This is a genomic window from Candidatus Enterococcus avicola (assembly GCF_047470845.1).
Classification (GTDB): Bacteria; Bacillota; Bacilli; order Lactobacillales; family Enterococcaceae; genus Enterococcus_D; species Enterococcus_D casseliflavus.
In genome coordinates, this window is the sequence record NZ_JBLGTY010000002.1 from 127,716 (window position 1) to 152,765 (window position 25,050).

Genomic DNA, 25,050 nt, shown 5'->3' on the forward strand with positions numbered 1-25,050 from the left:
TTGTTCCTCCTTTTTATTGCAGTCCATTTTTTTCAATAATCGAAAGATACTCTTCTTTAGTCGTTACTGAGGATAGGGCTTCCAAAACCCCGGGTGTTTGAAACATAGAGATAAGATTTTGCAGCATACCCAATTGCTCATGTGGTTCCTTCAGTGCAAGCATGAACAACAGGGATACATCGATTTTCTTTTCTTGTGAACCCATTTCAATAAATGAAAGGGGAGAGGCAAGTGACATAAAAGCGACTTGGGATCGTAAAACAAATTTGCTGTCCGTGTGTGGGATCGCTACCCCAATGCCGTTAATTTTTAAACCTGTAGGAAAGGTTTCTTCTCGCTGTACGATATTTTGATAGAACTGATCATTTACACAATGAGTTTTGATGAGTTCGTCTGCTAATAGTCGAAAAGCTTCCTCTTTTGTTTTAGAATCTTTTTCAAGTAACACGATTTGGTGATCAAAAAACATGATCAATTTCCTCCTCTTAACAATCTTTGATACAGTTCTTCTTGCGTTTGACTATTAACGATCCATTGAATTTCTTCGGCTGAGTTAAACAATCCGTAAATCGAAGCGATCAACTCTTTTGCCTCGATCATGTTTTCTTCAGCAATCGCAAGCAAAACAATTAGTTGGATTTTTGTGTCTCCCCAAGTAATTGGCGCATCGAGGGTGAGAAAAGCAAGTTTTGTTTCTTTCACTGTATGTGGATCAGCATGTGGAATGGCTACTCCCGTCTTTAATCCAGTGCTTCCTAGTTCCTCTCGTTCAAATAGAGAATGCTTAAATTTTGTTGTAACAAGCTTTTTTTTCAGATAATCATCTGCTAAAAAATCCAGTACATCTTTTTTTGTTCGAAACTTTTTTTTGACAAAAAGGAAAGTAGGATCTAAATATTTTTGTAATAAAGTCGTTTTCTGGTATTTTTTTGAGTAAAAATTTTTCTCATTCTCATTAAGATTAGATATCTTTGCTGAGATTCTTCCTATTTCTTCGGTAGTAGGAAGCGGCGAAATATAAATAACTGGCGGTGCTGTAATGTCCAATGGAATAGTTGATATGATCAGATCAACAGTCTCAAGAGATGTACTGGCCAGTTTACTTAAAGGAATGATCTCCAATACGGTATCAGCAGCGATCGTCTGTTTGATACGGTTAAAAATCAACTCCGATGTAGCAAAACCTGATTGGCAAACAATTAGTATATGGTTAGTAATTTTTATCTTTTCAAAGGCTAACTGAAAATGGATCGTCAGAAAAGAGACTTCGTCTTCTGTTAATAAGATTTGAAATCGCTCCTCCAAATCTCCAATTGCATATTTGGTCAATGTATACATTGTTGAGTATTGTTTTTTGATACTTTTTATCAGTGGGTTTTTCAATAAAATGCCTGTCTTTGATCGATGGATCATGGGAACGATATGAGCCAATAATGTTTGCAGTAATAATTTATCTTGTGTCAGATCTGCGTTTAACATATGTGACATTTTTTGAATAATTTGTTTCGTACAATTTGTGATAATAGATTCGTGAGGCTCATCCATTTGTCCAAATGGTTCGATACCGTGTGCTAATAACAGGGAACATACATATTGAATATCTGTATCACTAAATTGAACAGGTAGTTGCTGTTGGATCATTTCAGAAAAATCGACCGCGATCATATAGAATTTCATTCGTCTAAGTTCGTCAAATACTAGATGCTCTTGTTTTTCAATGTGTTTATCTATAAGAAGTCTTGAAAGAAAAATTCGCAATGAAAGCTTCAAGGATTCAATAGAATAATTATTGACTGGATGACCGATTGTTTGAGTCATATCTGAGACAAATTTCTTCGTTAAATCGAGTACCTTAGAGTCAAAGAGATTGCTCACCAAAAGATTTTCACTGGCTTTGGCGTCGGTATACTGCTCTAAAAAAGATTTGAATACGTTTTGAGTAGCAGATTCAACTGAGGTTAGCTTGAGTCCACTAGTAGTCATTTTTGTAGATACGTGATGGAATCGACAGAAAGCAACGATTTCATCAACATCTTTCTTTATTGACTGGTTGCTAATATAAAAATATTCAGAGAATTCCTGATAGTGCATTGGCTTTACTGAAAACAGATAGTTAGCGAAAATAAAGATTTTACGATAATTAGGTGAAAATAGTTCGAGTTTAGTCTCTTTTTTTGCTAACAATCGATAACCATTCTGTTTCGCTGATTCAGAACCAGATAAAAAGATTCCTTTTCTTGGTACTTTTTTGATAGCTAGTCCCGAATCTTTTAGTTTCTTTTCTAAAGTCGTTAAATTGTTATAAACCGTTTTTTGGGATACATTTAACTGCTTTTGAAAAAAAGAGGCAGGGCGAAACTCCTTTTGTTCTAATAGCAATTGCAACAGTAGCTGTTCTCGATTACTTAAAATCATTGGTTCACCTCCGGAAGCGCTTCCTTAATTGTATTCTAGTGAAATTATATGGTGGCGTAAATAACATTTCATTACCACATTAATGTGGTAAATACGATTGTCGTATATCAATTTATATTTTGTAAAAAGTAGTCATTTGTTGCTATTTATTTGAAACGAAAACTAGGCGGGGATCTATCATGGAGTTAAAGTTGCTTTATTCTGTTACATAGAGCAAAGATTTATCAAAAATAAAGAAGAATACATAGAATAAGGTATTTGATTAATAAGAAGAATGGACGAATTCAGCGATTATTTCGTTGTAATTCTAAACAATTTTGGATTGTTTTTAACCCTCTTTTCCCGAAAATCATTAAAGTTTCTAAATTTTTTGTGAATGCTCATGGACAATCCTTTCTTTTCTCCTCAATTATCACTATAATGGATAAAGATTCTACAGAAGAGAGTGTGGACATGGAAAATTCACGAATAAAAACGAACGATAATCGAATTGACTACGGTGTGATTCTACCCGTATTTTTATTATGTCTGATTGGTTTGGCGTCCCTGTATGTGGCGCTGACACACGATCCGAATAACCCGAATATGCTGCGAACGTTAGGGTTTCAAGCTTTATGGTATGTGTTAGGCGTTGTTGCCGTGATCGTTATCATGCAGATCAAATCAAAATGGCTCTGGAAATTGACGCCCTATATTTATGGAGCTGGGTTAGCCGTTATGTTGGCGCTACTGAAATTTTATGATCGGACGATGGAAGCATCGACAGGGTCGAAAAACTGGTTTAGTTTTGGTCCTTTTACCTTGCAGCCTTCAGAATTGATGAAGATCGCCTATATCATGATGTTGGCGTTGGTCGTCACGCAGCACAATGTCAAGCATCGGGAACGGGATCTGAAAACAGATGGGTCACTGATTGCAAAAATGTTGGCCGTCACGATCCCAGTCCTGATCCTGATCACCTTACAAAATGACTTTGGTACGATGTTGGTCTTTCTAGCGATTTTCGGTGGGGTCTTCTTGATGTCAGGAATCTCATGGCGAATCATCGTGCCAGTGATTGCGGCATTTGTGATTCTCGGCGGTGGAACGATTTTCTTAGTGACTACCGATGTTGGTCGCGAGTTTCTGTACAATACAGGAATCTTTAAAGAATACCAATTCGCCCGTATCGATTCGTGGCTAGATCCTTTTCATGATACCCAAGGGCAATCCTTCCAATTGGCGTATGCTCTGATGGCGATCGCCTCTGGTGGGATGTTCGGGAAAGGATTTAATGTCAGCGATGTGTATGTACCAGTCCGAGAATCCGATATGATTTTTTCGGTGATCGGTGAGAATTTTGGGTTTATTGGCAGCGCGTTTGTCATTTTATTGTATTTTATTTTAATCTATCGAATGATCCGCGTATGTTTCGATACCAACAATGAATTTTATGCCTACTTGGCAACTGGGATCATTATGATGATTCTCTTCCATGTGTTTGAAAACATTGGCGCAAACATCGGTCTCTTACCGTTGACGGGGATTCCACTGCCGTTTATCAGCCAAGGAGGATCTGCCCTATTAAGCAATATGATTGGGATCGGTTTGATTTTATCGATGCGCTATCAAGCTGAGACCGCACCAAAAACACTTTAAGGAGTTCACATGATTACATTTTATTGGTACCCAAAATGCAGTACATGCCGAAATGCGAAGCGTTGGTTAGAAGAGCACGAGATTCCCTTTGAAGCGATCGATATGGTAGCTACACCGCCTCAACCGGAACAATTGCTGGCTTGGATCCAATCAAGCGAAGCACCGTTAACCCGTTTCTTTAACACAAGCGGCATGAAATACCGTGAATTACAATTAAAAGAAAAAGTGCCGACCATGACTGCCCAAGACGCAGCCGATGTGCTGGCAACCGATGGTATGTTGATCAAGCGCCCACTGCTGGTTAGCGGCGACCGCTTTTTGATTAATGGATTTAAAGAAAATGAATATGAAGGAGTCTTACTAGAATCATGGAAAAGAAATGCTTAAGAAAAAAAGATAATTTGTGGGTTTTGTTTAACGGGAAAGAATATTGTGTCGGTTTAACAAAAGAAGCGCAAGAAGAACTTGGTGCGGTCACGTTTGCTTCGATTCAAAAAGCAGGAACTGCTTTAAAACAAGGAGAGACCCTTGTTGAGCTGGAAGCGGAAAAAGCAGTCAGTGAATTTCCAAGTCCATTGACGGGCGTGATTTCTTCCGTAAATGAAAAAATCGATCAATCGATTGATACCTTAAATGATGAAGACGAAATGAACGCTTGGCTGGTCAGCTTCAAAGAGGTTGACCCAAGTCAATTTGAAGCCTTGTAAGTCAAAGCTGTAAAAACGACTATTTTTTCAAAAAGAATTGACAGTCGGATAAGACGTTGCTATAATTTGCTCAATAAATGAATGCTTTGAAAAGAAGAGTACATGTTCTTAACGTACACAGAGAGCCCTGTTTGGTGCAAATGGGCAACGGAGAGAGGATGGAAGATGGTCTTTGAGCATGATAGGTGAGTGGAAACAAGCCTATCACGGGAGGCACCCGTTACAGTGCAGCAGTATGCGAAGCAATTCAAGTACTGAGCGAGGCTGTTGATGCGAATCGACAGTAAATCAAGGTGGTAACGCGGAAGTTGTGCTTTCGTCCTTTGTAACAGTATAATGTACAGAGGATGAAAGCTTTTTTTGTGTTTAACCAACCAAAGAGGAAAGATGGGAATAACATGGCATTAATCGAATTGTCGCATGTAAAAAAGTCATTCGGCAAAAAGCAAACGGCTGTCCACGCCGTCAATGATGTTTCACTGCAAGTGGAAAAAGGCGATATCTACGGAATCGTCGGTTACTCTGGTGCTGGGAAAAGTACATTAGTACGTTTGTTGAACGGCCTAGAATTGCCGACAGCAGGAGATGTAGTCATTAACGGTCAAAACATTTTGGCATTGAAAAACAAAGAATTGAGAAACTTCCGCAAAAAAATCGGCATGATTTTTCAGCACTTTAATCTTTTATGGTCTCGAACGGTGGCGGAAAACATTGAATTGCCATTGGAGTTGGCTGGCGTTGAAAAAGCAAAACGCCGTCAACGAGCGCAAGAGCTGATTAAATTAGTTGGGTTGGAAGGACGGGAGAATGCCTATCCGGCACAATTGTCTGGCGGACAAAAGCAAAGAGTCGGGATTGCTCGTGCACTAGCGAATGAACCAGAAATTTTGCTGTGTGATGAAGCAACGAGTGCGTTAGATCCACAAACAACAGAAGAAGTGTTGGATCTCTTGCTTTCCATCAATAAAAAATTGCATTTGACGATCGTCCTGATTACCCATGAAATGAACGTCATTCGCAAAATCTGCAATAAGGTCGCGGTGATGGAGCATGGGCAGATCGTGGAAGAAGGGTCAGTGCAATCGGTTTTCCGTAACCCACAGCAGGAAGTGACCAAACGTTTTGTTCAGCAAGATTTGGAGCCAGAAGAAGATGCTGAAGAATTACGGCAAGCCTTCTTACGAGAAAATCCGCAAGGGCATTTAGTGACTTTAACATTCACACAAGACAACGCCAATGAACCAGTGATTTCACAAGCAATCCGTCGCTTCCAGATCGATGTCAATGTCGTTTACGGAAAGATCCAACAAACCAATGAGGGATCCTTTGGCGGCTTGACGGTTTTATTGACAGGTGAAGCAAGTGAGATCGAAAAAGCGATCGCCTTTTTCAAAGAGCAGCAAGTAGGCGTGGAGGTGATTGAACGTGGATAAGTCATTTGTAGAAACCTATTTTAATTTTGAAAAGGTCGACTGGGCTAATATGCAGCAAGCAACCCTAGACACCTTGTTTATGACTTTCTTCTCCATGGTTTTAGTGGTCGTGATCGGTTTGCTTCTAGGATTGGCGCTTTATTCACTAGGGCGTAAACAAACAGCGGGAGCCAACATTTTCTATAACGTGGTTTCCATCATCAGTAACGCCTTTCGTTCAACGCCATTCATGATTTTGATGGTCTTGATCATTCCGTTTACAACATTATTAGTCGGTTCATTCCTAGGGGCAAAAGCAGCGATCCCAGCATTAGTTTTATCGGCGGCACCGTTTTATGCTCGGATGGTGGAAATTGCTTTTCGTGAAGTCAATCCTGGTGTGATTGAAGCAGCGGAAGCGATGGGTGCTAGTTACTGGGAGATCATCTACAAGATCGTGATTCCCGAAAGTGTTCCAGCATTGATTTCAGGACTGACAGTCACAACGATTTCAATGATTGGTTATACTGCCATGGCAGGCGCGATCGGTGCCGGCGGGCTAGGCGCTTTGGCTTGGCAAGAAGGATTTCAACGTGGAAATTACACTGTTACGCTTGTTGCAACAGTGATTATTTTAATTATCGTTTTCATTATCCAAGGAATCGGCGATTTCCTTGCGAAAGCCACCGATAAACGGTAAATGAAACGAAGAACAAAAAGTGGAAAATATGGGAGGAAATGGATATGAAAAAGATTTTTGGTATTGCAACAACCTTATTGTTAACTGCCGCTTTAGCAGCTTGTGGCACAGGCTCAAATTCAGGAAGCTCTGACTCATCTGCGGCTGAGGGAGAATCAACAAAATTAGTGATCGGTGCATCAGTTACGCCTCATGCGGAAATTTTAGAACAAGCCAAACCTTTACTAGCAGAAGAAGGCATTGATCTTGAAATCAAAACCTTCGATGATTATGTGTTGCCAAACAAAGCATTGGAAAATGGCGATATCGATGCCAATTACTTCCAACACATTCCTTACTTGAACAAACAAATCGCAGACAATGGCTATGATTTTGTCAATGCTGGTGCGATCCATATCGAGCCAATGGGTCTTTACTCAAAACGAATCTCTGATATTTCAGAACTAGAAGATGGTGCAACGGTTCTTACTTCCACTTCTGAATCTGACTGGGGTCGTATCCTAACGATCTTACAAGATGCTGACTTGATCACTTTAAAAGACGGCGTTGATACAGAAACGGCAACCTTTGATGATATTGCTGAAAATCCGAAAAACTTAGAATTTAAACATGACGTCGATCCATCTCTTTTGGCGACTGCTTATCAAAACGACGAAGCAGACCTAATTGCCATCAATGCGAACTTCGCATTCGGGATCGATTTGAACCCAGCGGATGATTCTGTTTTATTAGAAGCGGATAATTCGCCTTATGTCAACGTGATCGCTGTCCGCAGTGGTGACGAAGATAGCGACAAAATCAAGAAATTGATCGAAGTGCTGCATTCAGACGAAATCAAAGACTTTGTGGAAGAACAATGGCAAGGTTCAGTGAAAATCGTTGATGCTGACGCAAAATAATTCACTGCCAACTAAATGAACCTCAAAAGAGCGTGTCGCTACTTAAGCGGACGCTCTTTTTTTTGCGAAAAGGCAATGATCGGTTGGAAAAAAGAGAGCTCTTGCCAAATGCATTCATAGAGTAAGGGCAACTCGGGATGCTTTTTTAAGAGTTTTTCGTAATGGGGAAGCTGAGTCAAAAAAGCCTGGACCAAGCGTTGGGAACGTTCAGATAGGCAAGGATTTAGTGGCGGATAGACAAATAAATTGCCTTCCAGTAAGGCGCCCAAAAGATGGGCTTGGAAAATTTTCGACAAAAGCACTTCTAATGGCTGCTGGAGCGGATGCTCCGACAAAATCGGCGTGATGATTCGTCGCAAAAGGAAGGCTTCTTCTGTTGGCACATAAAAAGGCTCCAGTGTTAGCAGCTGTTGCCACAAAAATAAATAGCTGCGTTCACCAACTAAATAAAAACGCGGCACAAAACATGTTGGATAAACTTGCTGAGTAAACGTGGCGGGGGTGTTGGGATAAAAAGCGTTTGCCCGCAACTGATGAATCTGCTTCAGTTCTTGAAACGCTTGATTAGAAGAAAGCGTCGGGCTTGCTAAGAGGGTGAGTCGAAAAATCACATAGCGCAGTTGCCGTTCATTGCCAGTAATCAAAGGAAAACTGCGACGGTCGATCCTTAGATGATAAGGTGCCAAAAAAAAGGAAAAGGACAAAAAGCGCCGATGCAAACTGGAGGGGCTCAGGTAATACCGCTTGTGGAGGTCTGAAAAGGAAATGGTCGGCATTTTTAACAGTAACAAGAGCAACTGATAGTTTGTACTTTTATTAAACAATGCAGCAAGCATTTCTGTATGGGAGAAGTTTAGGGGCTGCTGCAAATCATGAAAGGCACGAATGTGTCCTTGCTGCACATCATAATGGAAGGAAGGGTCCTCGTTTAAACAACTGGACAGTAGCCGACGGATCGTTTTGACGGAAAGATTTTGGTCGGCAGCAGCTTTATTCAAAGGAAGGGGATTTTCGCTCAAGAGCATCGTGGACAGACGCAGCATTTGCATAATATCTTTTTCAAGGATATTTTTCAAAACTAGGCACCTCTTTCAGCTGAATTTTGCAACTGTCCTTATTATAAGGGAACTTCACACGTTATTTTAACACTCAAAAAATAGTCAATAAAACGTAATAAAAAACGGGGGATTCATTGGTTGCTTCCTCGAATCCTGTATATTATAGAATTAAATGAGAGGAAGGAATCAAAAAAAACCACCTTTTAAAATAAAAAGGGTGGTTTTTTATGTAAGTAACGTTATAAAAAGAGAAACACGAAGCGCTGTTAACGAGTCTCGCTAGGTAATAAAATCGTTTGCCGCTGCCCATCGTCATACACATAGACTTTTTGGGGATAGAGGTCGGAATAACGGTAAGGAAGATCAACGCCGAGTTCGATTTGACTTTGTGCTTGAGAAAAAAGCAGTGTGACACGACCGTGATTGTTTTGGACTTCAAAGGTGAGCAGATTTGTCAACGGAATAAACCCTTTTAAATCGAGATCGATGATTAACCAAATACTATCGATCAGTTCGCCAGGCAGTGTTTGAACAATCCCGCCAGAAGCGTAGCGGCTGCGGTGATCATCAAATGTTTCAAACATAAAAACCCCTCCTTCAAGTAGGCTTGCCAATAACATCAAATTTGTCTATTTATCATAATGAAGAACCGTCAAAAATGCAACTACTTCTGCTTTTCTTTTTGGCCAGCGACGCATTTTAACTATTTTCTTAAAAATTTGATGGGTTGGCTGGATCAAGCTTTCCCATGACGTCTTTCAGTGGAAAATAGTCAGTTGCAGCTCATCAGCTCTTCGTAAGAATGAAAAAGACTCTTAAAGGAAAAGCCCTTCAAGAGTCTTGCATTTCTTAGAAGTGTCTGTTGATTGAAGACGCGATCTTAAGAACGATGTTCTATGATTATTCTTCGTCTTCACCGATAACTGCTGGTTCAGCAGCTTCGCCAGCTTCTTCATCTTCAGAGATTTCTTGTGGTTCAGTGACCGCAACGATTTGTTCTTCTGGATCGGTCACGATCGTGTACTCGTCGTTCTTAGGCAGATCAGCCACTGTTAATGAATCGCCGATCTCTAATGACGTTACATCGATCTCAACACGTTCAGGCAATTTGTCTGGTGTTGCTGATACAACGACTGTATACAAGTTTTGTGCTAGAACACCACCAGCTTTGACACCAGCAGATTCGCCAATTAAGGTTACTTCTGCTTCTACTTCTGTTTCTTCATTCATATCGACAGATAGGAATTCAACGTGGGTTAAATTGCGTGTGAAGGTATCTGATTGATACTCTTTGATCAGTGTATTGACTTTTTTGCCTTCTAAACTGATCGTGATTACGGTATTCAATCCATTTTCACGCAAGATTTTTTCTAATTCTGCTGCATTGACAGCAATCGGTGTGCTTTCTACTTTGTACCCATTGACAATTGCAGGTACTTTTCCTTCGTGGCGCAACTTGTTCCGTAAAGAACGTGGGCGAACTTCTCTTTTCGTAACTTCTAATGATACTGACATAACTCAATTCCTCCTAAAATTTTCTCGTTAATAACGAGATTTTTTAAGCAAATTTTGTTAACTCTGCACATTAAGTGGTACGTGAGTGAAAACACGCAAAAGGGCAGTTGTGTACACAACTGCCCCAGAAAGTTTTGGTTCAACTTTTCTCCACCAGGTCATAACGCTGTGTATGAGAAACTATATTTACTTTACTCTTTAACCTTACGCAAAAAGACAAAGAAAGTCAAATCATTTGAAATCCTGGCAGTTTCCTTTCGCTAGATCCTGAGCTATAATAGCCACTATGGAGAAAAATTTATGCGTTTAGATAAAGTGATCGAGCAACAATTGAATACTTCTCGTAAAGAGATGAAACGGTTGTTTCAGCAAGGAAAAGTCCTCGTGGATCAAAGGATTGAAGGGCGACCTGAGCGCAATGTCGATAGCGCCATCCATCAAATCATCGTTGCGGGTCGGCAGTTGGAGACGCAGGAACGCTATTATATCGTCAACAAGCCCAATGGTGTTGTTACAGCGAATGTTGATCAGCAGCACCAGACAGTGATCGATTTGATTGCACCAAAGGACCAGCACCCAGATCTTTATGCCGTCGGTCGATTGGATCGGAACACGGAAGGGTTGGTATTAGTTACGACGAATGGTCAGTTAGGCTATGACTTGCTGCATCCCACGAAAAAGGTGACCAAGCGATATGAAGTGGTGGTCAATGACTTGGTGACTCCTGAAGATGTGGCGGCATTTGCCACAGGGATCACCTTTCATGGTGGTGTCACTTGCAAACCAGCTGCCCTAACGATCATCGATGCCCGATCGGCTCGTTCCTTTGTTTCGTTAGAAATTGCTGAAGGCAAGTTCCATCAAGTGAAAAAGATGTTTTTAGCCCGAGGGAAAAAAGTCATTCAGCTGAAACGAACAGCGATGGGTTCGCTGGTTCTACCAGATGATTTAGCAGTGGGCAGCTATCGCTCGCTGACGCAAGAAGAATTAAAAGGACTGGCGGCGCATTTCCGCTGAGAAAGAGGGAGAAAATGAAATATAAAACATTATTATTTGATGTCGATGACACGATCCTCGATTTTCAAGACACCGAAGATCAAGCCTTAAAAGCACTATTTGAAGCTCATGGCTTGGAAATGACCCCAGAGCGCAAACAAAGCTATCAAACGATCAATCATGATTTGTGGCAGCAGTTTGAGCAAGGGAAAATCACGAGAGACCAAGTCATCAATGAGCGTTTCGGTTTGTTTTTTGAAACGCAAGGCATTCAGGTCGATAGTCCAGCAGTTGAATTGGCCTATCGGGAATTTCTAAATGAAGGACATAAACTGTTAGACAACAGTGATGAGATCTTAGCGGAGTTGGCGCAGCATTTTGACCTATACGTGGTGACGAACGGGGTTTCTGAAACCCAATATCGCCGCTTAGAAGATGCCAAATTAAAGCCGTATTTCCGTGATATTTTTGTTTCAGAAGATACAGGGTATCAAAAACCAATGAAAGAATATTTTGACTATGTGTTTGCTCGCATACCAAACGTTAAAAAACAAGAGACAGTCATCATTGGCGATTCACTGACTTCAGATATCTTAGGCGGACAACTGGCAGGGATCGATACGATTTGGTTCAATCCAAAGAAAAAAAACAGTGGTGAGATTCAGCCTACTTATGAGATCGAACGTTTGCAGCAATTACTTCCTTTATTGCAGCACTGATTCTGCAGAAACAGTAGTAATTTGCCGAATTTTCGCTATAATAGAACCAGTGTGAATTTTTTAAGATGAAAGAGGTTAATTGAATGACGAATGGCAAGCCCATTATTATTGGTGTGACAGGTGGATCAGGTAGTGGAAAAACAAGCGTGAGTCGGGCGATCTTTAATCATTTCCCCAATCATTCTATTATGATGCTTGAACAAGACTCCTACTATAAAGACCAAAGTGATCTGAGCTTTGAAGAACGGTTGAACACCAACTATGACCATCCTTTTGCATTTGATACTGATTTGTTGATCGATCACTTGCAACAGCTGCTTGCATATCAAACGATCGAAAAACCCGTCTATGATTATGTCGCGCATACCCGCAGCGAAGCAACGATCATTCAAGAACCCAAAGAAGTCATTATCTTGGAAGGGATCTTGATTCTAGAAGATGAGCGATTGCGTAATTTAATGGATATTAAACTTTATGTTGATACAGACGATGATATTCGAATCATTCGCCGAATCAAACGTGACATGGAAGAACGTGGCCGGACATTGGATTCTGTGATCGAACAATACTTGACGGTGGTAAAACCGATGTATCATCAATTCATCGAACCGACCAAACGGTATGCCGATGTCATCGTACCAGAAGGCGGCGAAAACCACGTAGCCATCGATTTGATTACGACCAAAGTAGCGACCTTCTTATCCTAAGTTTTTTTATCCATCAATTGGAATGTTTCTATTTGAAAAGTAACAATTGATTCATGAAAAACTGCTGATAGGCACTCTTTCTTGAGAAATGCTTATCAGCAGTTTTAATTTTATAAAAAACAGTAGTATTCCGACTAATTTTATGGTAAAGTAATCCTCATGCGACGAGTCGAGAAGGTCTAGCATTAGCTGACCAGATTGATAGCAGAGGCACACCGCGTAAGCAACCTACCGGATTTGTAGGGTGTCGGAATATTCCTTTTGTGGAGATAGGGTATTCTACTAGCAATAGTACTGTGAGTAAAGAAAGCTGTGAACATTTTTGTTCACAGCTTTTTTTTGTTCATTTAGGTGAGAGAACAGCGATAGATGGTGGAAGACTCTCCCCAAGGATGGTAGCCCGTTCCGATCGGTTCAAAAGCAAATTTCTCATAAAAAGTAGAAAGATCCGTACATAGATACAAAGAATCAAAGCCAGCTCCAGCAGCACGTTGCTTGGCTGTTTCGATCAAAAGGCGGGCACCGCCTTGGCCACGCCACAAAGGGTCCACATACAAGGCGCAAAGCCAAGGGGTCAAATCCATCCGACTGATGAAGTCGTTGGGGATCAAGCCACCGCAGCCGATGATTTGATAACGTCCGTCTGCTGCGATTTCTTCGTTGACCAGCAGCAGCCATTGCGGCAAAGGATTTGCTGAAAAACTATGGGTCAGGCTATCCTCATAAACCATGAGGGAGTCGGGACCAGCCCACTGTTTTTGGAAGTAACGAATGGCTTCTGCTAAGTAGTCAGGGTGTTCTTTAAGGGTGATGACCTGCATTTGTTTTTCTCCTTTATCCTTCTTTAGGTAAACGAATCTGAAAAATAACCCCTCGTGGCTGCAAATCTTTGACCTGGATTTGTCCCTTGTGCTCTTCAACGATTTGCTTGGCGATCGCTAAGCCTAAACCATAGCCGCCGGTCTCTTTGGAGCGGGAACGATCCTCGCGGTAGAAGCGGTCAAAGATACGGGCTTTTTCTTCATCAGAAATGGCTGGTCCTGTGTTTTTGACCTCGATCAGCCATTGCTTGTTAGAAATCTCCGATAAGAGGGTGATTTTATCACCACTGCTGGTATATTTTAAGGCATTATCTAGGAGGATCACGAGGACTTGATGGATTTTCTTTTGGTCAAAGCAAGCGGTCGTTTTGGCAAAGTTTTCGACAACAAAGTGTTTTTGATCCAATTCGGCAATTTCTTTGAAAGGTTTGACTAAGTCATCGATAAAAGGAGCTAGCTCGATGGTTTCTTTTGTCAAAAGCAATTGATTGGAATCACTGCGGGCGATCGTCAGCAAATCTGCCGTTAATCCAGTCAGCCGCCGAGTTTCCGCTAACGCTTGGGCGATGCTTTCAGATTCTTCAATGATCGTATGATTGGGCTTGGTAAACAGGCGTTCCAGACTGTTTTGAATGATAGTCAATGGTGTGCGCAGCTCATGGGATGCATTTTCGACAAATTCCTGCTGTTTTTTCCAGGAGGCTAAAATGGGGCGCATGTTCAAGCTGGAAAGCAAATAGCTGATCCCGATCGAAAGAATCCAGAAAAAGATCATCGATAAAATCAAAATCGTTTGGAAATTGTTCATCGCATTTTTGATTTGGTTAGTGTTCGCCAAGACTTGGATATAGCCGACACCAGCATCATTTGTTGGTGCTTTGGTGGTGATCGAACGAAACAAAAGGGTCTCTTCTTCCTCTGACAAGGACTGATCAACCACTGAAAAAGATGTGATACTGTCTAAGTGGCTTGTATCTAAAGATAAACTTGCCAGTTGTGAAAAGCGGCCGCCCAAGGTCTGCTTGTTTAATATCTCACCGTCTTCAGACCAGAGAATCAACTGGGTATTGAAGCGATTGGTCCCAGGGATCTTTGGCATGGCACTATCTGGTGGCAATACCTCTAGATTGGATTGCGAAGCGCTGATCTCTGCTTGGATCAAGCGGGTATCTTTGACTGCTTGTTCCAAAGAAATGTCGGTTTGCCGATAAGCCGATTGGTTGAACAATTGGAGGACGATGGTTCCTAAAAGTAAGAAAACCAACGCAAAGGCACTGACATTTAGGAGAAAGGAGTGCAGCCGTTGTCTCTTAGAGCGTTCTTTATTCATAGACTAGGCTCCTTGCATAATATAGCCGACATTTCGCAACGTACGGATCTCTTTGTCGATCCCTGTCTGGCGCAAGTGTTTCCGCAGATTGCTCATATAGACTTCGACGACAGTCAAGGTCGTTTCTGAATCAAATCCCCAGATGCGATCAAAAATCTGTTCCTTAGTCAAAATAATGTTTCTATTTTGTAGAAAATAAAGCAGCAGCTCAAATTCTTTCCCTTGGATCGGCAAAAGCTGCCCTTGGTAACTGACCTCATTGGTGCCAAGGTTGCACAGCAATCCGTTATATTCCAAGGTATTTTCATTGAACAAACCTAAGGAGCGTTTTAGCAACGCTTTGATCCGCATCAATAATTCTTCCCGATAAAAAGGCTTGGTCAAATAATCATCTGCCCCTTTTTGAAAACCGGTCACTTTGTCTTCTAAGCCGTCTTTGGCTGTTAAAATCAGGACGAGTGTTTGGAGTCCTTTTTTTCTTAGGGCAGAAAGCACCTCATAACCGTTCATCTCTGGCATCATCAAGTCGAGAATAATCAAATCATAGATCCCCGTTTCTGCCTCGTATAAGCCTTCACTGCCATCATAGGCTTGTGTGACGTCACCGATCTCGCTGACGATTTCTTTCATATTATCAGATAATGTTTTGTCATCTTCGATCACTAATAGTTTAATCATGTTCCCACCTCTTTAAGGATAAGAATAGCACGAATAGCATAAAAAATGCTTAAAAAAACTGTTTTGCCTTAAGCTGCATTTAAGATAGCTGCCGTAAATTCAGTGCATGGATTTCAAGGGAGGAACATTTTTATGAAATTGAAAAAAGTCTTTCAAAGAAAAGAGACAAAATATTTAATAGCCAAGGAGCAATTTCCTGCATTTCTTGCTGAGCTGCAGCAAAGAATGGCGATCGATGAATATGGGCAGCACACGATTATGTCCTTGTATTACGATACCCACGATTACCGCTTTATTCGTCATTCGATGGACAAACCGAAATACAAAGAAAAATTTCGGGTCCGCAGCTATGGCATACCGACAGAGCAGCAGTTGATTTTTTTAGAGATCAAAAAGAAAGTCAATGGCGTGGTCTACAAACGCCGAGTCCCGATGCCCTATGCTGACTATTGCGGCTGGTTGCAAACCGGGGTCTTGCCGTCAATGGCAGAAGCACCGCAAATCGCTGCAGAGATTCACTGGCTATTTAAGCAAAACCCAGACTTGCTGCCGAAAGTGTTGATTGCCTATGATCGCTTGTCGCTGTTTATTGATGATGATAGTGAATTTCGCGTGACATTCGACCAAAACATTCGCTTTCGCACCTATGATCTTATGTTCGGTTCTGGCAGTGAGGGGGCGCTGGTAGCACCTGAAATCGGGGTGTTGATGGAAGTGAAAGCCCTCGGCGCTTATCCATTATGGTTTGTGGAGCTGTTGAACAAATACAGCGTCCGCAAAGGTAGCTTTTCAAAATATGCTCAAACGTATCAACGGCATTTGTTCAAGAAGGAGGAATGGTTACATGTTATCTAGTCTGTTTTCTGGCGATACGAGCACCTTGGAATGGCGTAGCTTATTGATCTGTATCGCCGCCTCATTGCTTTTAGGAATATTGGTAGCGGCGATCCATATGATCCGCAATGTCTACACAAAAAACTTCGTCATTACCTTGGCGGTCTTACCGATCCTCGTTCAATCCGTGATCATGCTAGTCAACGGCAATCTTGGCACAGGTGTGGCGATCTTAGGCGCCTTCAGTTTGATTCGTTTCCGCTCGGTTCCAGGAGGGTCTAGAGAGATTACCAGCGTCTTTTGGTCGATGGGGATCGGTCTGGCAACTGGGATGGGCTATGTCGGCTATGTCGTGATTTTTTCCATCATCGTGGCGCTTTTCTTGACCCTTTTATACACGGTGCCCTTTGGCGATCGACAAGCCACGAGTGAACGAGAACTGAAAGTCACGATTCCAGAAGATTTGGATTATCCGCAACTATTCGATGATCTCTTTGAAAAATATACGCATTCTGCCAAACTGACATCGGTTCGAACGACCACGATGGGGAGCTTATATGAGTTGCGTTATCAGTTGCTGTTAAAAGACCAAGCGCAAGAAAAACAAATCATTGATGAAGTTCGGGTTCGTAATGGCAATTTACCCGTTGTTTTAGGCAAGCTCACCGCTAACCGCGATGAGCTGTAGAAGGAGGAACCTCTTATGAAAAAACTCATTTATCCGCTCTTACTCTCATCGCTGCTCCTAGGCGCTTGTGGGCAAACCGATAGTAGTAGCACGAGCAGCAGCTCCAGTTCTGCAGCGGCTGTTTCAGGTTCTGCCGCAGTGACCAACGTTGCAACGACTCTTGATGATGCTACGGACTATTATGGCAGTTACGAAGAAGAAGACGTGGATGCCTCCTACGATGAGGCGACCGCCACGCAACTTGAATTGAATGACGGCGATACGACGGCTGTTGATGGCGTTGCAGTGGAAGACCAAACGGTGACGATCACGCAAGCTGGTACCTATGTCGTCAGCGGTTCCTTAAGTAATGGTCAACTGGTTGTCAACGTCAATAAAGAAGAAAAAGTCCATCTGATCTTTGCGGGTGTCACGATCACCAATGAAGACGGGGCGGCAGTCGTCATCGAACAAGCAGAAAAAGTCATCACGACCTTAGCCAGTGATACGACAAATACTCTGATAGATGGCAGCAGCTACACCTTGGCGGAAGGTGAGACGGAACCAGATGCCGCTTTTTATAGTAAAGAAGATTTGTCCATCAACGGTGATGGAACGTTGGTGATCACAGGAAATTACAGCAACGGGCTGCGCAGCAAAGATGATTTGGTTTTAGCTGGTGGCACGATTGAGATCACAGCGAAAAACAATGCCATCAAAGGAAAAGATTCCGTGTCGATCTTGGCAGGGAACTACACACTGAACACCACTGAAGGAGATGGCATCCAAGCGAATAATTCGGAAGATGCGGAAAAAGGCTACGTTGCGATCGATGGCGGTACCTTTACGATCCAAAGTGGGCGTGATGGCATCCAAGCAGAAACAAATTTAAGCATCCAATCAGCCGATCTCACGATCAAAACGGCTGACGGGGCACAAAGTCAGTCGCTAGTGACGGATGAAAGCTACAAAGGATTGAAAGCTGGCGGTGTGATGACCATCAGCAGCGGTACCTTTGCGATCGATAGTGCAGATGATAGCCTGCATGCCAACGATACCATCAACATCACAGGTGGTACGATCACTGCCAACAGTGGTGACGACGGTATACATGCGGACAATGAATTGACGATCTCCGATGGGACGATTGCTATCGAAGAATCCTATGAAGGACTAGAAGCAAGTGTGATCACGATTGCTGGTGGTACGACACACGTCGTGGCTAGCGATGACGGGATCAATGCCGGTGGCGGCAGTGATACAGAGGAAACCACTGGCCAATTTGGGCAAGACAGCTTTGGTGGCGGTCCTGGCGGTGGCGATACCGCAGATGACAGCAAACAAATCACACTCACTGGTGGGACGTTGGTGGTCGATGCCGAAGGGGATGGCCTGGACAGTAACGGCAATGTCACTATGAGTGATGGGGTCGTCATCGTAAATGGTCCAACGACCGGTGGCAATGGCGCTTTGGATTATAACGGGACGTTTGAAATCACTGGCGGTGTCTTGTTAGCTGCTGGTACGACCGATATGGCCATGAATGTCAGTGGGGGAAGTCAACAGTCGATCGGGATCAGTTTCGATCAAACCCAAGCAGCAGAGACCCTTGTGACCTTAAAGGATAGTCAAGGACAGACGATCTTGTCCTATGCACCAAGTAAAAGCTACCAACATGTGGTTCTTTCTAGCCCAGATTTGACGGATAGCAGCTATACATTGGTCAGTGGGGGAACGAATGATGCGCAAGCTGTTTCTGGTTATTATGCTGGTGGGACCCTTAGTGATGGGACGGAATTAGGAACGTTGCCCGTCACGGAAACGATCGCCAACTTGACCCAATCAGGAGCGACAGCGACAACCAATCAAATGGGCGGCGGCTTTGGCCGTTAGTTGAAGGTTCCTCGATCATTCCCTGGGGGTCATCAATAAAACGTGCAGATCGCAGAAGACAGCTGCGGTCTGTTCCAACGTTTTGAAAAATCAGGGGAAGATTTAAGTTCAATTTAAGCTAAGGTTCTTATAGTCGAAATACAATAATTTGCCATTCAGGAGGAACAAAGATGAATTTTTTGAAACGAGGGCTCCAAAGTTTATGGGCGAAAAAAGGCCGGAGTCTGCTGCTGATCGCCGTATTTTCTGCAATCTTGATTTTTGTATTGGCGGGTTTGACGATTCGCAGTGCAGCGCTAGTAGCGACTGAAAATGCTCAGAAAAGTGTCGGCGCAACCGTGACGTTGCAAGCCAACCGTGAGCAGGCTTTTCAGCAAAGAAGTTCTTCATCTGACAGCGATGACCAGAGCACACGTCCAGATCCAGGGAGTTTTCAATCGACACCTGTAGCGATCACAGATGCCCAAGCAATCGCTGATTTAGACGGGGTTGCTTCATATAGTTTTGAAGTCAGTACCTCGGCTGATGCCGTCAGCGGGATCGAACCGATCTCTAGCAGTGACTCCTCGACAGAGTCAGAAGCAACCGATAGCAGCGAGTCGGGGCAAATGGGCGGTATGCCAGGAGGTATGCCTGGTGGGAGTATGAGTACAGGTGATTTCCAAATCACTGGCGTATCATCCAGTGCAGCATATACGACTTTTTCGGAAGGAACAGCGACGATCACGGATGGAGAAGGGATTACTTCTGAGGATGAAGGTACGAACCAAGTCTTGATTGAATCCTCACTAGCTGAAGCGAATGATTTGGCGGTCGGAGATACATTTTCAATCACTGATGCAGAGGACAATGAAGTAGAAGTGACGGTCAAAGGAATCTATGAAACGAGTGAAGTTGGCAACAGCATGAGCCAAATGTTTAACTTTCTCAACCCGGCCAACACGATCATTGCCTCTTATACCCTTGCCAATACGTTGAGCGGCAATGAGGATACCATTGATTCAGCAACCTATACCTTGAGTGATCCGTCTGAAATGACGGCATTCGTGGAAGAAGCAGAAGGGTTGATCGATACAGAAACCTACAGCATCCAAACCAATGATCAGATGTATCAATCGATGTTGACACCGTTGAATAATGTCGCGAGCTTTGCCAAAAATATTATTGTCTTAGTTGCTGCTGCCGGTATCATTATTTTGACGTTGATCGTGATGATGTCGATTCGGGAACGTCGCTATGAGATTGGCGTATTGCTCTCTTTAGGCGAGTCACGAGCCAAAGTGATCCTACAGTTTTTTACAGAGATTTTTGTCTGCATGGTATTTGCTTTAGGGATCGCGGCCGCTAGCGGTAATCTAGTCGGTAATGCCGTCGGAGAGCAATTATTGGCACAGCAAACCGAAACGACGACGGATCAGGCAGCTGCTGAAAACGCTGGACCTGGAGGCGGAGAGATGCCGCAAATGGGCGGCAACCGTGGCGGTTCTTTCCCATCCTTCACCCAATCAGCAGAAGTGGAGTCCTTAGAAATTACCGTTTCCCCTCAACAAATTGGTCTATTGGCATTACTCGGTCTAGGGATCAGCTTTGGCTCGATCTTACTCTCGTCGGCGGGCATTTTGCGGCTGAACCCGAAAAAAATCTTGGTTTCTTAGGAGGAACGACATGACATTACGAACAGAACAATTAGGCTATTGGTATCAAAGCGAAGCAGAAGCCCTGTTTCGTGGCGTTGACTTGACCTTCGAGCCTGGCAAGATGTATGCGATCTTAGGTTCCAGCGGATCGGGGAAAACGACCTTCCTGTCGCTGATCACAGGCCTAGATACCCCGAAAGAAGGAAAGATTTTCTACAACGAAGAAACGTTAGCAAAAATCGGGCTGCGGGAGTACCGCCGCAAAGATGTGTCCATCGTGTTCCAAGCCTATAATCTATTGCCTTATCTGTCGGCATTGGACAATGTGGTGACAGCGATGGCGATCGCGAAGTCGCAGCAAGCCGATAAAAAGGCCTACGCTTTAGCAAACTTAGCCAAAGTTGGCATCACGGAAGAGCTGGCACTGAAAAAAGTGACCCAATTATCGGGTGGGCAGCAGCAGCGGGTGGCGATCGTTCGCGCATTGTGCTGTGAGCATGAGCTGATCGTAGCCGATGAACCGACTGGAAACTTGGATGAAACGACGTCCAAAGAGATCGTCAAACTATTTCAAGAAATTGCTCATGAGCAAAAAAAATGTATTATCTTAGTGACCCATGAACAAGAAGTAGCCAAGGCTTGCGATGTCGTTTATGAGCTAAAAGAGCGAGCATTTTCTAAAGTTGAGGGATAAGCCTTGCTTAGGGTAGCTGCTAGTTATTAGGGCGGAGGCAGTTGCTCTTCCTGAGGCTTTAAATGCATCCTCAAGGAAACGGCTGTAAAGTCTGCTTGCATCTTCGCCTTGCTCCTCTTACAATAGAAGTAATTGTAAACGAAGAAATTTGTGAGAGGAGCAAGCAGATGCGGCTTTTTATTGACGGCGACGGTTCGCCAGTGAAAAATGAAGTGATTGAACTGGCTCAGCAGTATCAGCTGCCGGTAGTGATCGTGACCAGTGTCGATCATTATACGACCAAAGATTATCCTGCCCACGTTCACTTTGTCTATGTCGACAAAGGCTCGGATCGCGCGGATTATGAAATCGTGAAGGAAATAGAACCCGGCGATTTTCTCGTCACCCAAGATTATGGCTTAGCCTCGTTAGTCTTGCCCAAAAAAGCGCGGGTTTTTCACCATAACGGCACAGAGTATTTGCCAGAAACGATCGATTTTTTACTCGGACAACGCTACTTAGGTGCGCAGATGCGTAAAGCAGGCAAGCGCACAAAAGGACCGAAGCCTTTTACGAAAGAGGATCGGGAAGCCTTCAAACGAATCTTTGAAGATGAATTGCGACAGACCCTTGCAAAATAAGCACCCTCAAGACCCAGCTTCTGCATGAACCACGGGAATTGAAGGTGCTTATTTATTTCTTGCGAAAACGATCATAGAAGTATTTGCTGACTAAAGCCACGATCGCGAAAAATGCTAAGGTATATCCGAAGATTCCCATCTGATGGACGAAGGCTCCTTGTTGCGGGCTGGCGACCACCAATAAGGAAGAGCCAAGGATGACCGCAGCTAGAATAATACCGATCACCAGTCGATTGACCATCTGATCAAAGCGGTCCAATAGCTGTTTTTGTTCGCGGATCTCTAGATTCAATCGGTGTTTACCAGTCGCAAAAGTGTCTAAGACAGCCAAGGTCCGATCGGGAAGATGGCTAAGTGCCCGCAAGCTTTTTGCGGTTGCCAAGGCGCTTTTTTTCACCTCGTCTTCAATACTCAGCTGCTGTAGGAAATATTTTTGTGCAAAAGGCTGAGTGACTTCCATCATTGATAATTCGGGATCTAAGGCTTTGATCACACCTTCCAAGGTACCAAAAGCCTTGATCAGCAAGGTGATGTCTCGATGCATCTGCAGTTGGTTATCATGGCAGATCGTGATGACTTCCGCCATCACTTTTTGCAAGTCGATATCCTTTAGCGGCATATTATAGTAGTTTTCAACAAATTTTTGCAGGTCTTGGTAGAAGGCGACTTCGTCAAAGGAACTGCCGCTGCTGTTGCACAACCGCAAGACGGCTTTGCCGACTTCTTGGGTGTCTTGGGTATAAAGAGCAATCAACGCATCGGCTAAACGGCTGCGTAAAGACTGATCCAAATGACCCATCATCCCAAAGTCCAAGAAAATCACTTGGTAAGGCGGCATGACAGCTTCTTCTTGCCATTTCAACGAATAATCGACCCCGCCGAGGACACCGACGCGCTGCTTGACTTGAAATGGTTGTGGGCGGTTGGCTTGATCCGTGAAGACATGCAAGAAAAGATTGCCAGGATGCGGATCAGCGTGAAAGAAGCCATCTTCAAAGACTTGTTTCATAAAGTTTTCGACTAATAGCGTCCCCACTTGTTTTTTCACTGCTTTAACGGACTGATTGTCATAAACGATGTCTTGATTTTTGCGGGTCAGTAAGCAATTCAAGCTTTCACCTGCCATGTAATCCATGACTAATACTTTTTGGGTACACCATTCGGGATAAACTTTTGGCAATGCCAACTGCGGGTCTTGGTGATTGTTGCGGTAGAATTCCTGTGCGTTTTTCATCTCTTGCAAAAAATTTGTTTCATTGGCAAGGGATCGTCGGACTTCGCTTAGCACGCTTTTTAAATCCACCACATTGGCTTCTGGAATTGCGCGAACCAACGGCAGGGCTTTTTCAAAAAGATCGAGATCCACTTGAATTGCCGCAATGATCCCTGGATGCTGCACTTTGACGATCACTTCTTTGCCGCTGAGCAAGTTTGCTCGATGGGCTTGTCCGATGGAAGCTGAGGCGACTGGAATTTCATCAAAAGCGGAAAAAACTTCCGTTAGCGGCTGCTGCAGTTCTTTTTCCAGCAGTGCTTTGACCTTGGGAAATGGATCGCTTTTGACATTGTCCTGCAGCTGCTTGAATTCATCGACAAAGGTGCTGGAAAGCAGATCATTGCGGACCGAAAGCATCTGCCCGATTTTGATAAATGTTGGTCCTAATTCTTCAAACGCTTGACGCACCATTTCGGGGTGCTGCTGTTTGCTGATATTTTGAACGACTTTGTATTTCAAAAAGACTTGAACGATTTGTTTTAATCGTCCTTTTCTAGAAGGAGCGGTTTGTTCTGTCATAGGTCCCACCTCTTTAAACGTGCCGTGATATATTCATAGTACTGACAAAATGAAAAACATTCAACTAACGACTGTGTAAGCTTAAAGAAATTTCTGCAAGATTTAATGCCGGTTGGTCGATTTTGTGCTAAAATGTGGAAGACTTAGTTTGGTAGAATCAATGAATACAGGAGGAAATTCTTTTGAAAATCATTTTATTATACGGGGGACGCAGTGCAGAACATGAGGTATCACTGTTATCCGCTTTTTCAGTTGTTAATGCTGTATATTATAATTACTACCAAGTTCAATTAGTAATGATCACCAAAGAAGGACGCTGGTTAAAAGGCCCATTATTGACTGAGGCACCAACGTCTCCAGATACTTTGGCATTGACCAATGAAGAAACCAAAGGGGAAGAAATTTCACCTGGGGCAATCTACGAAGAAGACGCGATCGTCTTTCCTTTACTTCACGGACCAAATGGCGAAGACGGCACGATCCAAGGGTTTTTAGAAACCATCGAAATGCCTTATGTCGGAGCCGGTGTCTTGACTAGTGCCTGTGGGATGGACAAAATCATGACCAAGTACATCTTGCAAGCTGCGGGGATTCCGCAAGTTCCCTATGTACCAGTCTTGAAAAATGCGTGGAAAGAAAATCCGAAAAAGATTTTCGATCAATGTGAAGGCAGTCTGCTTTATCCAATGTTTGTCAAACCTGCCAACATGGGCTCAAGTGTCGGTATCTCGAAAGCCGAGAACCGTGAAGAACTGCAAAATGCGCTACAAGAAGCGTATCGCTACGATACCCGAGCGATCGTTGAACAAGGAATCGAAGCCCGTGAGATCGAAGTAGCCGTTCTTGGAAACGAAGACGTTCGGACCACAATGCCGGGAGAAATCGTAAAAGATGTTGCCTTTTATGATTACAATTCCAAATACATTGACAACCGAATCGAGATGCAGATTCCTGCACAAATTCCAGAAGAAACACAAGCCAAAGCTCAAGAGTTTGCGAAAAAAGCCTATACGATGTTAGGCGGCAGCGGATTGAGCCGTTGTGATTTCTTTTTGACCAATAAAAATGAGCTCTTTTTAAATGAGCTGAACACGATGCCAGGGTTCACTGAATTCAGCATGTACCCACTGCTATGGGAGAAGACCGGCTTGCCTTATGGGGATTTGATCGAAGAATTGATCCAATTAGGGATGAATCGTTTCAATCAAAGACGTTCGTTCTTGACCAATGTAGAAGCAACAGAAAAAGAAGCAGAAAACGAAGCAGAATAAATAGCAGGAAGAAAGCCAGCTCAACTCAAGGAAAATACTTGAAG

The 25,050-nt window shown here is 43.2% G+C and carries 25 protein-coding genes and 1 other annotated feature; of the genes, 16 read left to right on the forward strand and 9 right to left on the reverse strand.

Going from position 1 to position 25,050, the window contains the following annotated elements:
- Positions 1 to 13 precede the first annotated feature (13 nt).
- Both ACI3E5_RS02710 and ACI3E5_RS02715 read right to left on the reverse strand, forming a co-directional pair.
- A complete protein-coding gene (locus tag ACI3E5_RS02710) occupies positions 14 to 469 on the reverse strand; it encodes a PTS sugar transporter subunit IIA (RefSeq protein WP_142968510.1) in 456 nt (151 codons plus the stop codon).
- 2 nt (positions 470 to 471) lie between these two features.
- Positions 472 to 2,415: a BglG family transcription antiterminator gene (locus tag ACI3E5_RS02715; protein ID WP_312779163.1), complete on the reverse strand. Its 1,944-nt coding sequence runs from the start codon at positions 2,413 to 2,415 to the stop codon at positions 472 to 474.
- A gap of 453 nt (positions 2,416 to 2,868) precedes the next feature.
- Here ACI3E5_RS02715 and ACI3E5_RS02720 point away from each other — a divergent pair, with 453 nt between their 5' ends.
- The 6 genes from ACI3E5_RS02720 to ACI3E5_RS02745 all read left to right on the forward strand — a co-directional run bounded on the left by ACI3E5_RS02720 (position 2,869) and on the right by ACI3E5_RS02745 (position 7,771).
- Positions 2,869 to 4,053, forward strand: coding sequence for an FtsW/RodA/SpoVE family cell cycle protein (locus ACI3E5_RS02720; RefSeq protein ID WP_498820754.1), 1,185 nt, complete (start codon positions 2,869 to 2,871; stop codon positions 4,051 to 4,053).
- Between the two features lie 9 nt (positions 4,054 to 4,062).
- On the forward strand, positions 4,063 to 4,440 hold the full coding sequence (locus ACI3E5_RS02725) for an arsenate reductase family protein (RefSeq protein ID WP_010749085.1): 378 nt from the start codon (positions 4,063 to 4,065) through the stop codon (positions 4,438 to 4,440).
- Positions 4,422 to 4,760, forward strand: a complete 339-nt coding sequence (locus tag ACI3E5_RS02730) for a glycine cleavage system H family protein (protein WP_010749086.1) — start codon at positions 4,422 to 4,424, stop codon at positions 4,758 to 4,760. The genes ACI3E5_RS02725 and ACI3E5_RS02730 overlap by 19 nt, the downstream gene beginning before the upstream one ends.
- 77 nt (positions 4,761 to 4,837) lie before the next feature.
- Positions 4,838 to 5,087 (forward strand) — a binding site (T-box leader).
- A gap of 71 nt (positions 5,088 to 5,158) precedes the next feature.
- Positions 5,159 to 6,193, forward strand: coding sequence for a methionine ABC transporter ATP-binding protein (locus ACI3E5_RS02735; protein WP_005227918.1), 1,035 nt, complete (start codon positions 5,159 to 5,161; stop codon positions 6,191 to 6,193).
- Entirely contained in the window at positions 6,186 to 6,872 is a 687-nt protein-coding gene (locus ACI3E5_RS02740; protein ID WP_005227919.1) for a methionine ABC transporter permease, read from the forward strand. The genes ACI3E5_RS02735 and ACI3E5_RS02740 overlap by 8 nt, the downstream gene beginning before the upstream one ends.
- Positions 6,873 to 6,916: 44 nt before the next feature.
- Positions 6,917 to 7,771, forward strand: a complete 855-nt coding sequence (locus ACI3E5_RS02745; protein ID WP_010749087.1) for a MetQ/NlpA family ABC transporter substrate-binding protein — start codon at positions 6,917 to 6,919, stop codon at positions 7,769 to 7,771.
- Between the two features lie 38 nt (positions 7,772 to 7,809).
- On the opposite strand, the gene ACI3E5_RS02750 is transcribed toward ACI3E5_RS02745, so the two are convergent.
- The 3 genes from ACI3E5_RS02750 to ACI3E5_RS02760 all read right to left on the reverse strand — a co-directional run bounded on the left by ACI3E5_RS02750 (position 7,810) and on the right by ACI3E5_RS02760 (position 10,344).
- Positions 7,810 to 8,847, reverse strand: coding sequence for a helix-turn-helix domain-containing protein (locus ACI3E5_RS02750; RefSeq protein WP_087628037.1), 1,038 nt, complete (start codon positions 8,845 to 8,847; stop codon positions 7,810 to 7,812).
- A gap of 248 nt (positions 8,848 to 9,095) precedes the next feature.
- Complete coding sequence (locus ACI3E5_RS02755) at positions 9,096 to 9,413, reverse strand: DUF960 domain-containing protein (protein ID WP_005227922.1); 318 nt, start codon at positions 9,411 to 9,413, stop codon at positions 9,096 to 9,098.
- Positions 9,414 to 9,729: 316 nt separating this feature from the next.
- Positions 9,730 to 10,344, reverse strand: a complete 615-nt coding sequence (locus tag ACI3E5_RS02760; RefSeq protein WP_005227923.1) for a 50S ribosomal protein L25/general stress protein Ctc — start codon at positions 10,342 to 10,344, stop codon at positions 9,730 to 9,732.
- A 300-nt stretch (positions 10,345 to 10,644) separates the two neighbouring features.
- Here ACI3E5_RS02760 and ACI3E5_RS02765 point away from each other — a divergent pair, with 300 nt between their 5' ends.
- The 3 genes from ACI3E5_RS02765 to udk all read left to right on the forward strand — a co-directional run bounded on the left by ACI3E5_RS02765 (position 10,645) and on the right by udk (position 12,766).
- On the forward strand, positions 10,645 to 11,361 hold the full coding sequence (locus ACI3E5_RS02765) for a 16S rRNA pseudouridine(516) synthase (protein ID WP_325816071.1): 717 nt from the start codon (positions 10,645 to 10,647) through the stop codon (positions 11,359 to 11,361).
- 14 nt (positions 11,362 to 11,375) lie between these two features.
- Positions 11,376 to 12,059, forward strand: a complete 684-nt coding sequence (locus ACI3E5_RS02770; RefSeq protein ID WP_016609901.1) for a YjjG family noncanonical pyrimidine nucleotidase — start codon at positions 11,376 to 11,378, stop codon at positions 12,057 to 12,059.
- A gap of 83 nt (positions 12,060 to 12,142) precedes the next feature.
- Positions 12,143 to 12,766 (forward strand): uridine kinase, encoded by a 624-nt coding sequence (udk, locus tag ACI3E5_RS02775; protein WP_005227927.1) that lies wholly within the window; start codon positions 12,143 to 12,145, stop codon positions 12,764 to 12,766.
- Between the two features lie 347 nt (positions 12,767 to 13,113).
- On the opposite strand, the gene ACI3E5_RS02780 is transcribed toward udk, so the two are convergent.
- Genes ACI3E5_RS02780 through ACI3E5_RS02790 form a run of 3 tightly spaced genes read right to left on the reverse strand, consistent with a single transcriptional unit; the run spans position 13,114 to position 15,595 of the window.
- Positions 13,114 to 13,587 (reverse strand): GNAT family N-acetyltransferase, encoded by a 474-nt coding sequence (locus tag ACI3E5_RS02780; RefSeq protein WP_005227930.1) that lies wholly within the window; start codon positions 13,585 to 13,587, stop codon positions 13,114 to 13,116.
- A gap of 13 nt (positions 13,588 to 13,600) precedes the next feature.
- Entirely contained in the window at positions 13,601 to 14,917 is a 1,317-nt protein-coding gene (locus ACI3E5_RS02785) for a sensor histidine kinase (RefSeq protein WP_005227932.1), read from the reverse strand.
- A gap of 3 nt (positions 14,918 to 14,920) precedes the next feature.
- Complete coding sequence (locus ACI3E5_RS02790; RefSeq protein WP_498820755.1) at positions 14,921 to 15,595, reverse strand: response regulator transcription factor; 675 nt, start codon at positions 15,593 to 15,595, stop codon at positions 14,921 to 14,923.
- A 132-nt stretch (positions 15,596 to 15,727) separates the two neighbouring features.
- On the opposite strand from ACI3E5_RS02790, the gene ACI3E5_RS02795 reads away from it, so the two are divergent.
- The 6 genes from ACI3E5_RS02795 to ACI3E5_RS02820 all read left to right on the forward strand — a co-directional run bounded on the left by ACI3E5_RS02795 (position 15,728) and on the right by ACI3E5_RS02820 (position 21,940).
- A complete protein-coding gene (locus ACI3E5_RS02795; RefSeq protein ID WP_015510432.1) occupies positions 15,728 to 16,450 on the forward strand; it encodes a polyphosphate polymerase domain-containing protein in 723 nt (240 codons plus the stop codon).
- Positions 16,440 to 17,117: a DUF4956 domain-containing protein gene (locus ACI3E5_RS02800; RefSeq protein WP_005227945.1), complete on the forward strand. Its 678-nt coding sequence runs from the start codon at positions 16,440 to 16,442 to the stop codon at positions 17,115 to 17,117. The genes ACI3E5_RS02795 and ACI3E5_RS02800 overlap by 11 nt, the downstream gene beginning before the upstream one ends.
- 15 nt (positions 17,118 to 17,132) lie before the next feature.
- On the forward strand, positions 17,133 to 18,989 hold the full coding sequence (locus tag ACI3E5_RS02805; protein WP_413132364.1) for a carbohydrate-binding domain-containing protein: 1,857 nt from the start codon (positions 17,133 to 17,135) through the stop codon (positions 18,987 to 18,989).
- 170 nt (positions 18,990 to 19,159) lie between these two features.
- Positions 19,160 to 20,644: an ABC transporter permease gene (locus ACI3E5_RS02810; protein WP_142965597.1), complete on the forward strand. Its 1,485-nt coding sequence runs from the start codon at positions 19,160 to 19,162 to the stop codon at positions 20,642 to 20,644.
- 10 nt (positions 20,645 to 20,654) lie between these two features.
- The gene (locus tag ACI3E5_RS02815; protein ID WP_016609898.1) at positions 20,655 to 21,320 is read left to right on the forward strand and encodes an ABC transporter ATP-binding protein; all 666 of its coding nucleotides are present in this window, start codon (positions 20,655 to 20,657) and stop codon (positions 21,318 to 21,320) included.
- A 167-nt stretch (positions 21,321 to 21,487) separates the two neighbouring features.
- On the forward strand, positions 21,488 to 21,940 hold the full coding sequence (locus ACI3E5_RS02820; RefSeq protein WP_005227952.1) for a YaiI/YqxD family protein: 453 nt from the start codon (positions 21,488 to 21,490) through the stop codon (positions 21,938 to 21,940).
- A gap of 52 nt (positions 21,941 to 21,992) precedes the next feature.
- On the opposite strand, the gene ACI3E5_RS02825 is transcribed toward ACI3E5_RS02820, so the two are convergent.
- Positions 21,993 to 23,735 carry an ABC1 kinase family protein gene (locus tag ACI3E5_RS02825; protein WP_086295762.1) on the reverse strand — a complete coding sequence of 581 codons (1,743 nt, stop codon included), beginning with the start codon at positions 23,733 to 23,735 and terminating at the stop codon, positions 21,993 to 21,995.
- Between the two features lie 182 nt (positions 23,736 to 23,917).
- Here ACI3E5_RS02825 and ACI3E5_RS02830 point away from each other — a divergent pair, with 182 nt between their 5' ends.
- The gene (locus tag ACI3E5_RS02830; RefSeq protein WP_498820756.1) at positions 23,918 to 25,006 is read left to right on the forward strand and encodes a D-alanine--D-alanine ligase; all 1,089 of its coding nucleotides are present in this window, start codon (positions 23,918 to 23,920) and stop codon (positions 25,004 to 25,006) included.
- The last annotated feature ends 44 nt before the right edge of the window (positions 25,007 to 25,050 follow it).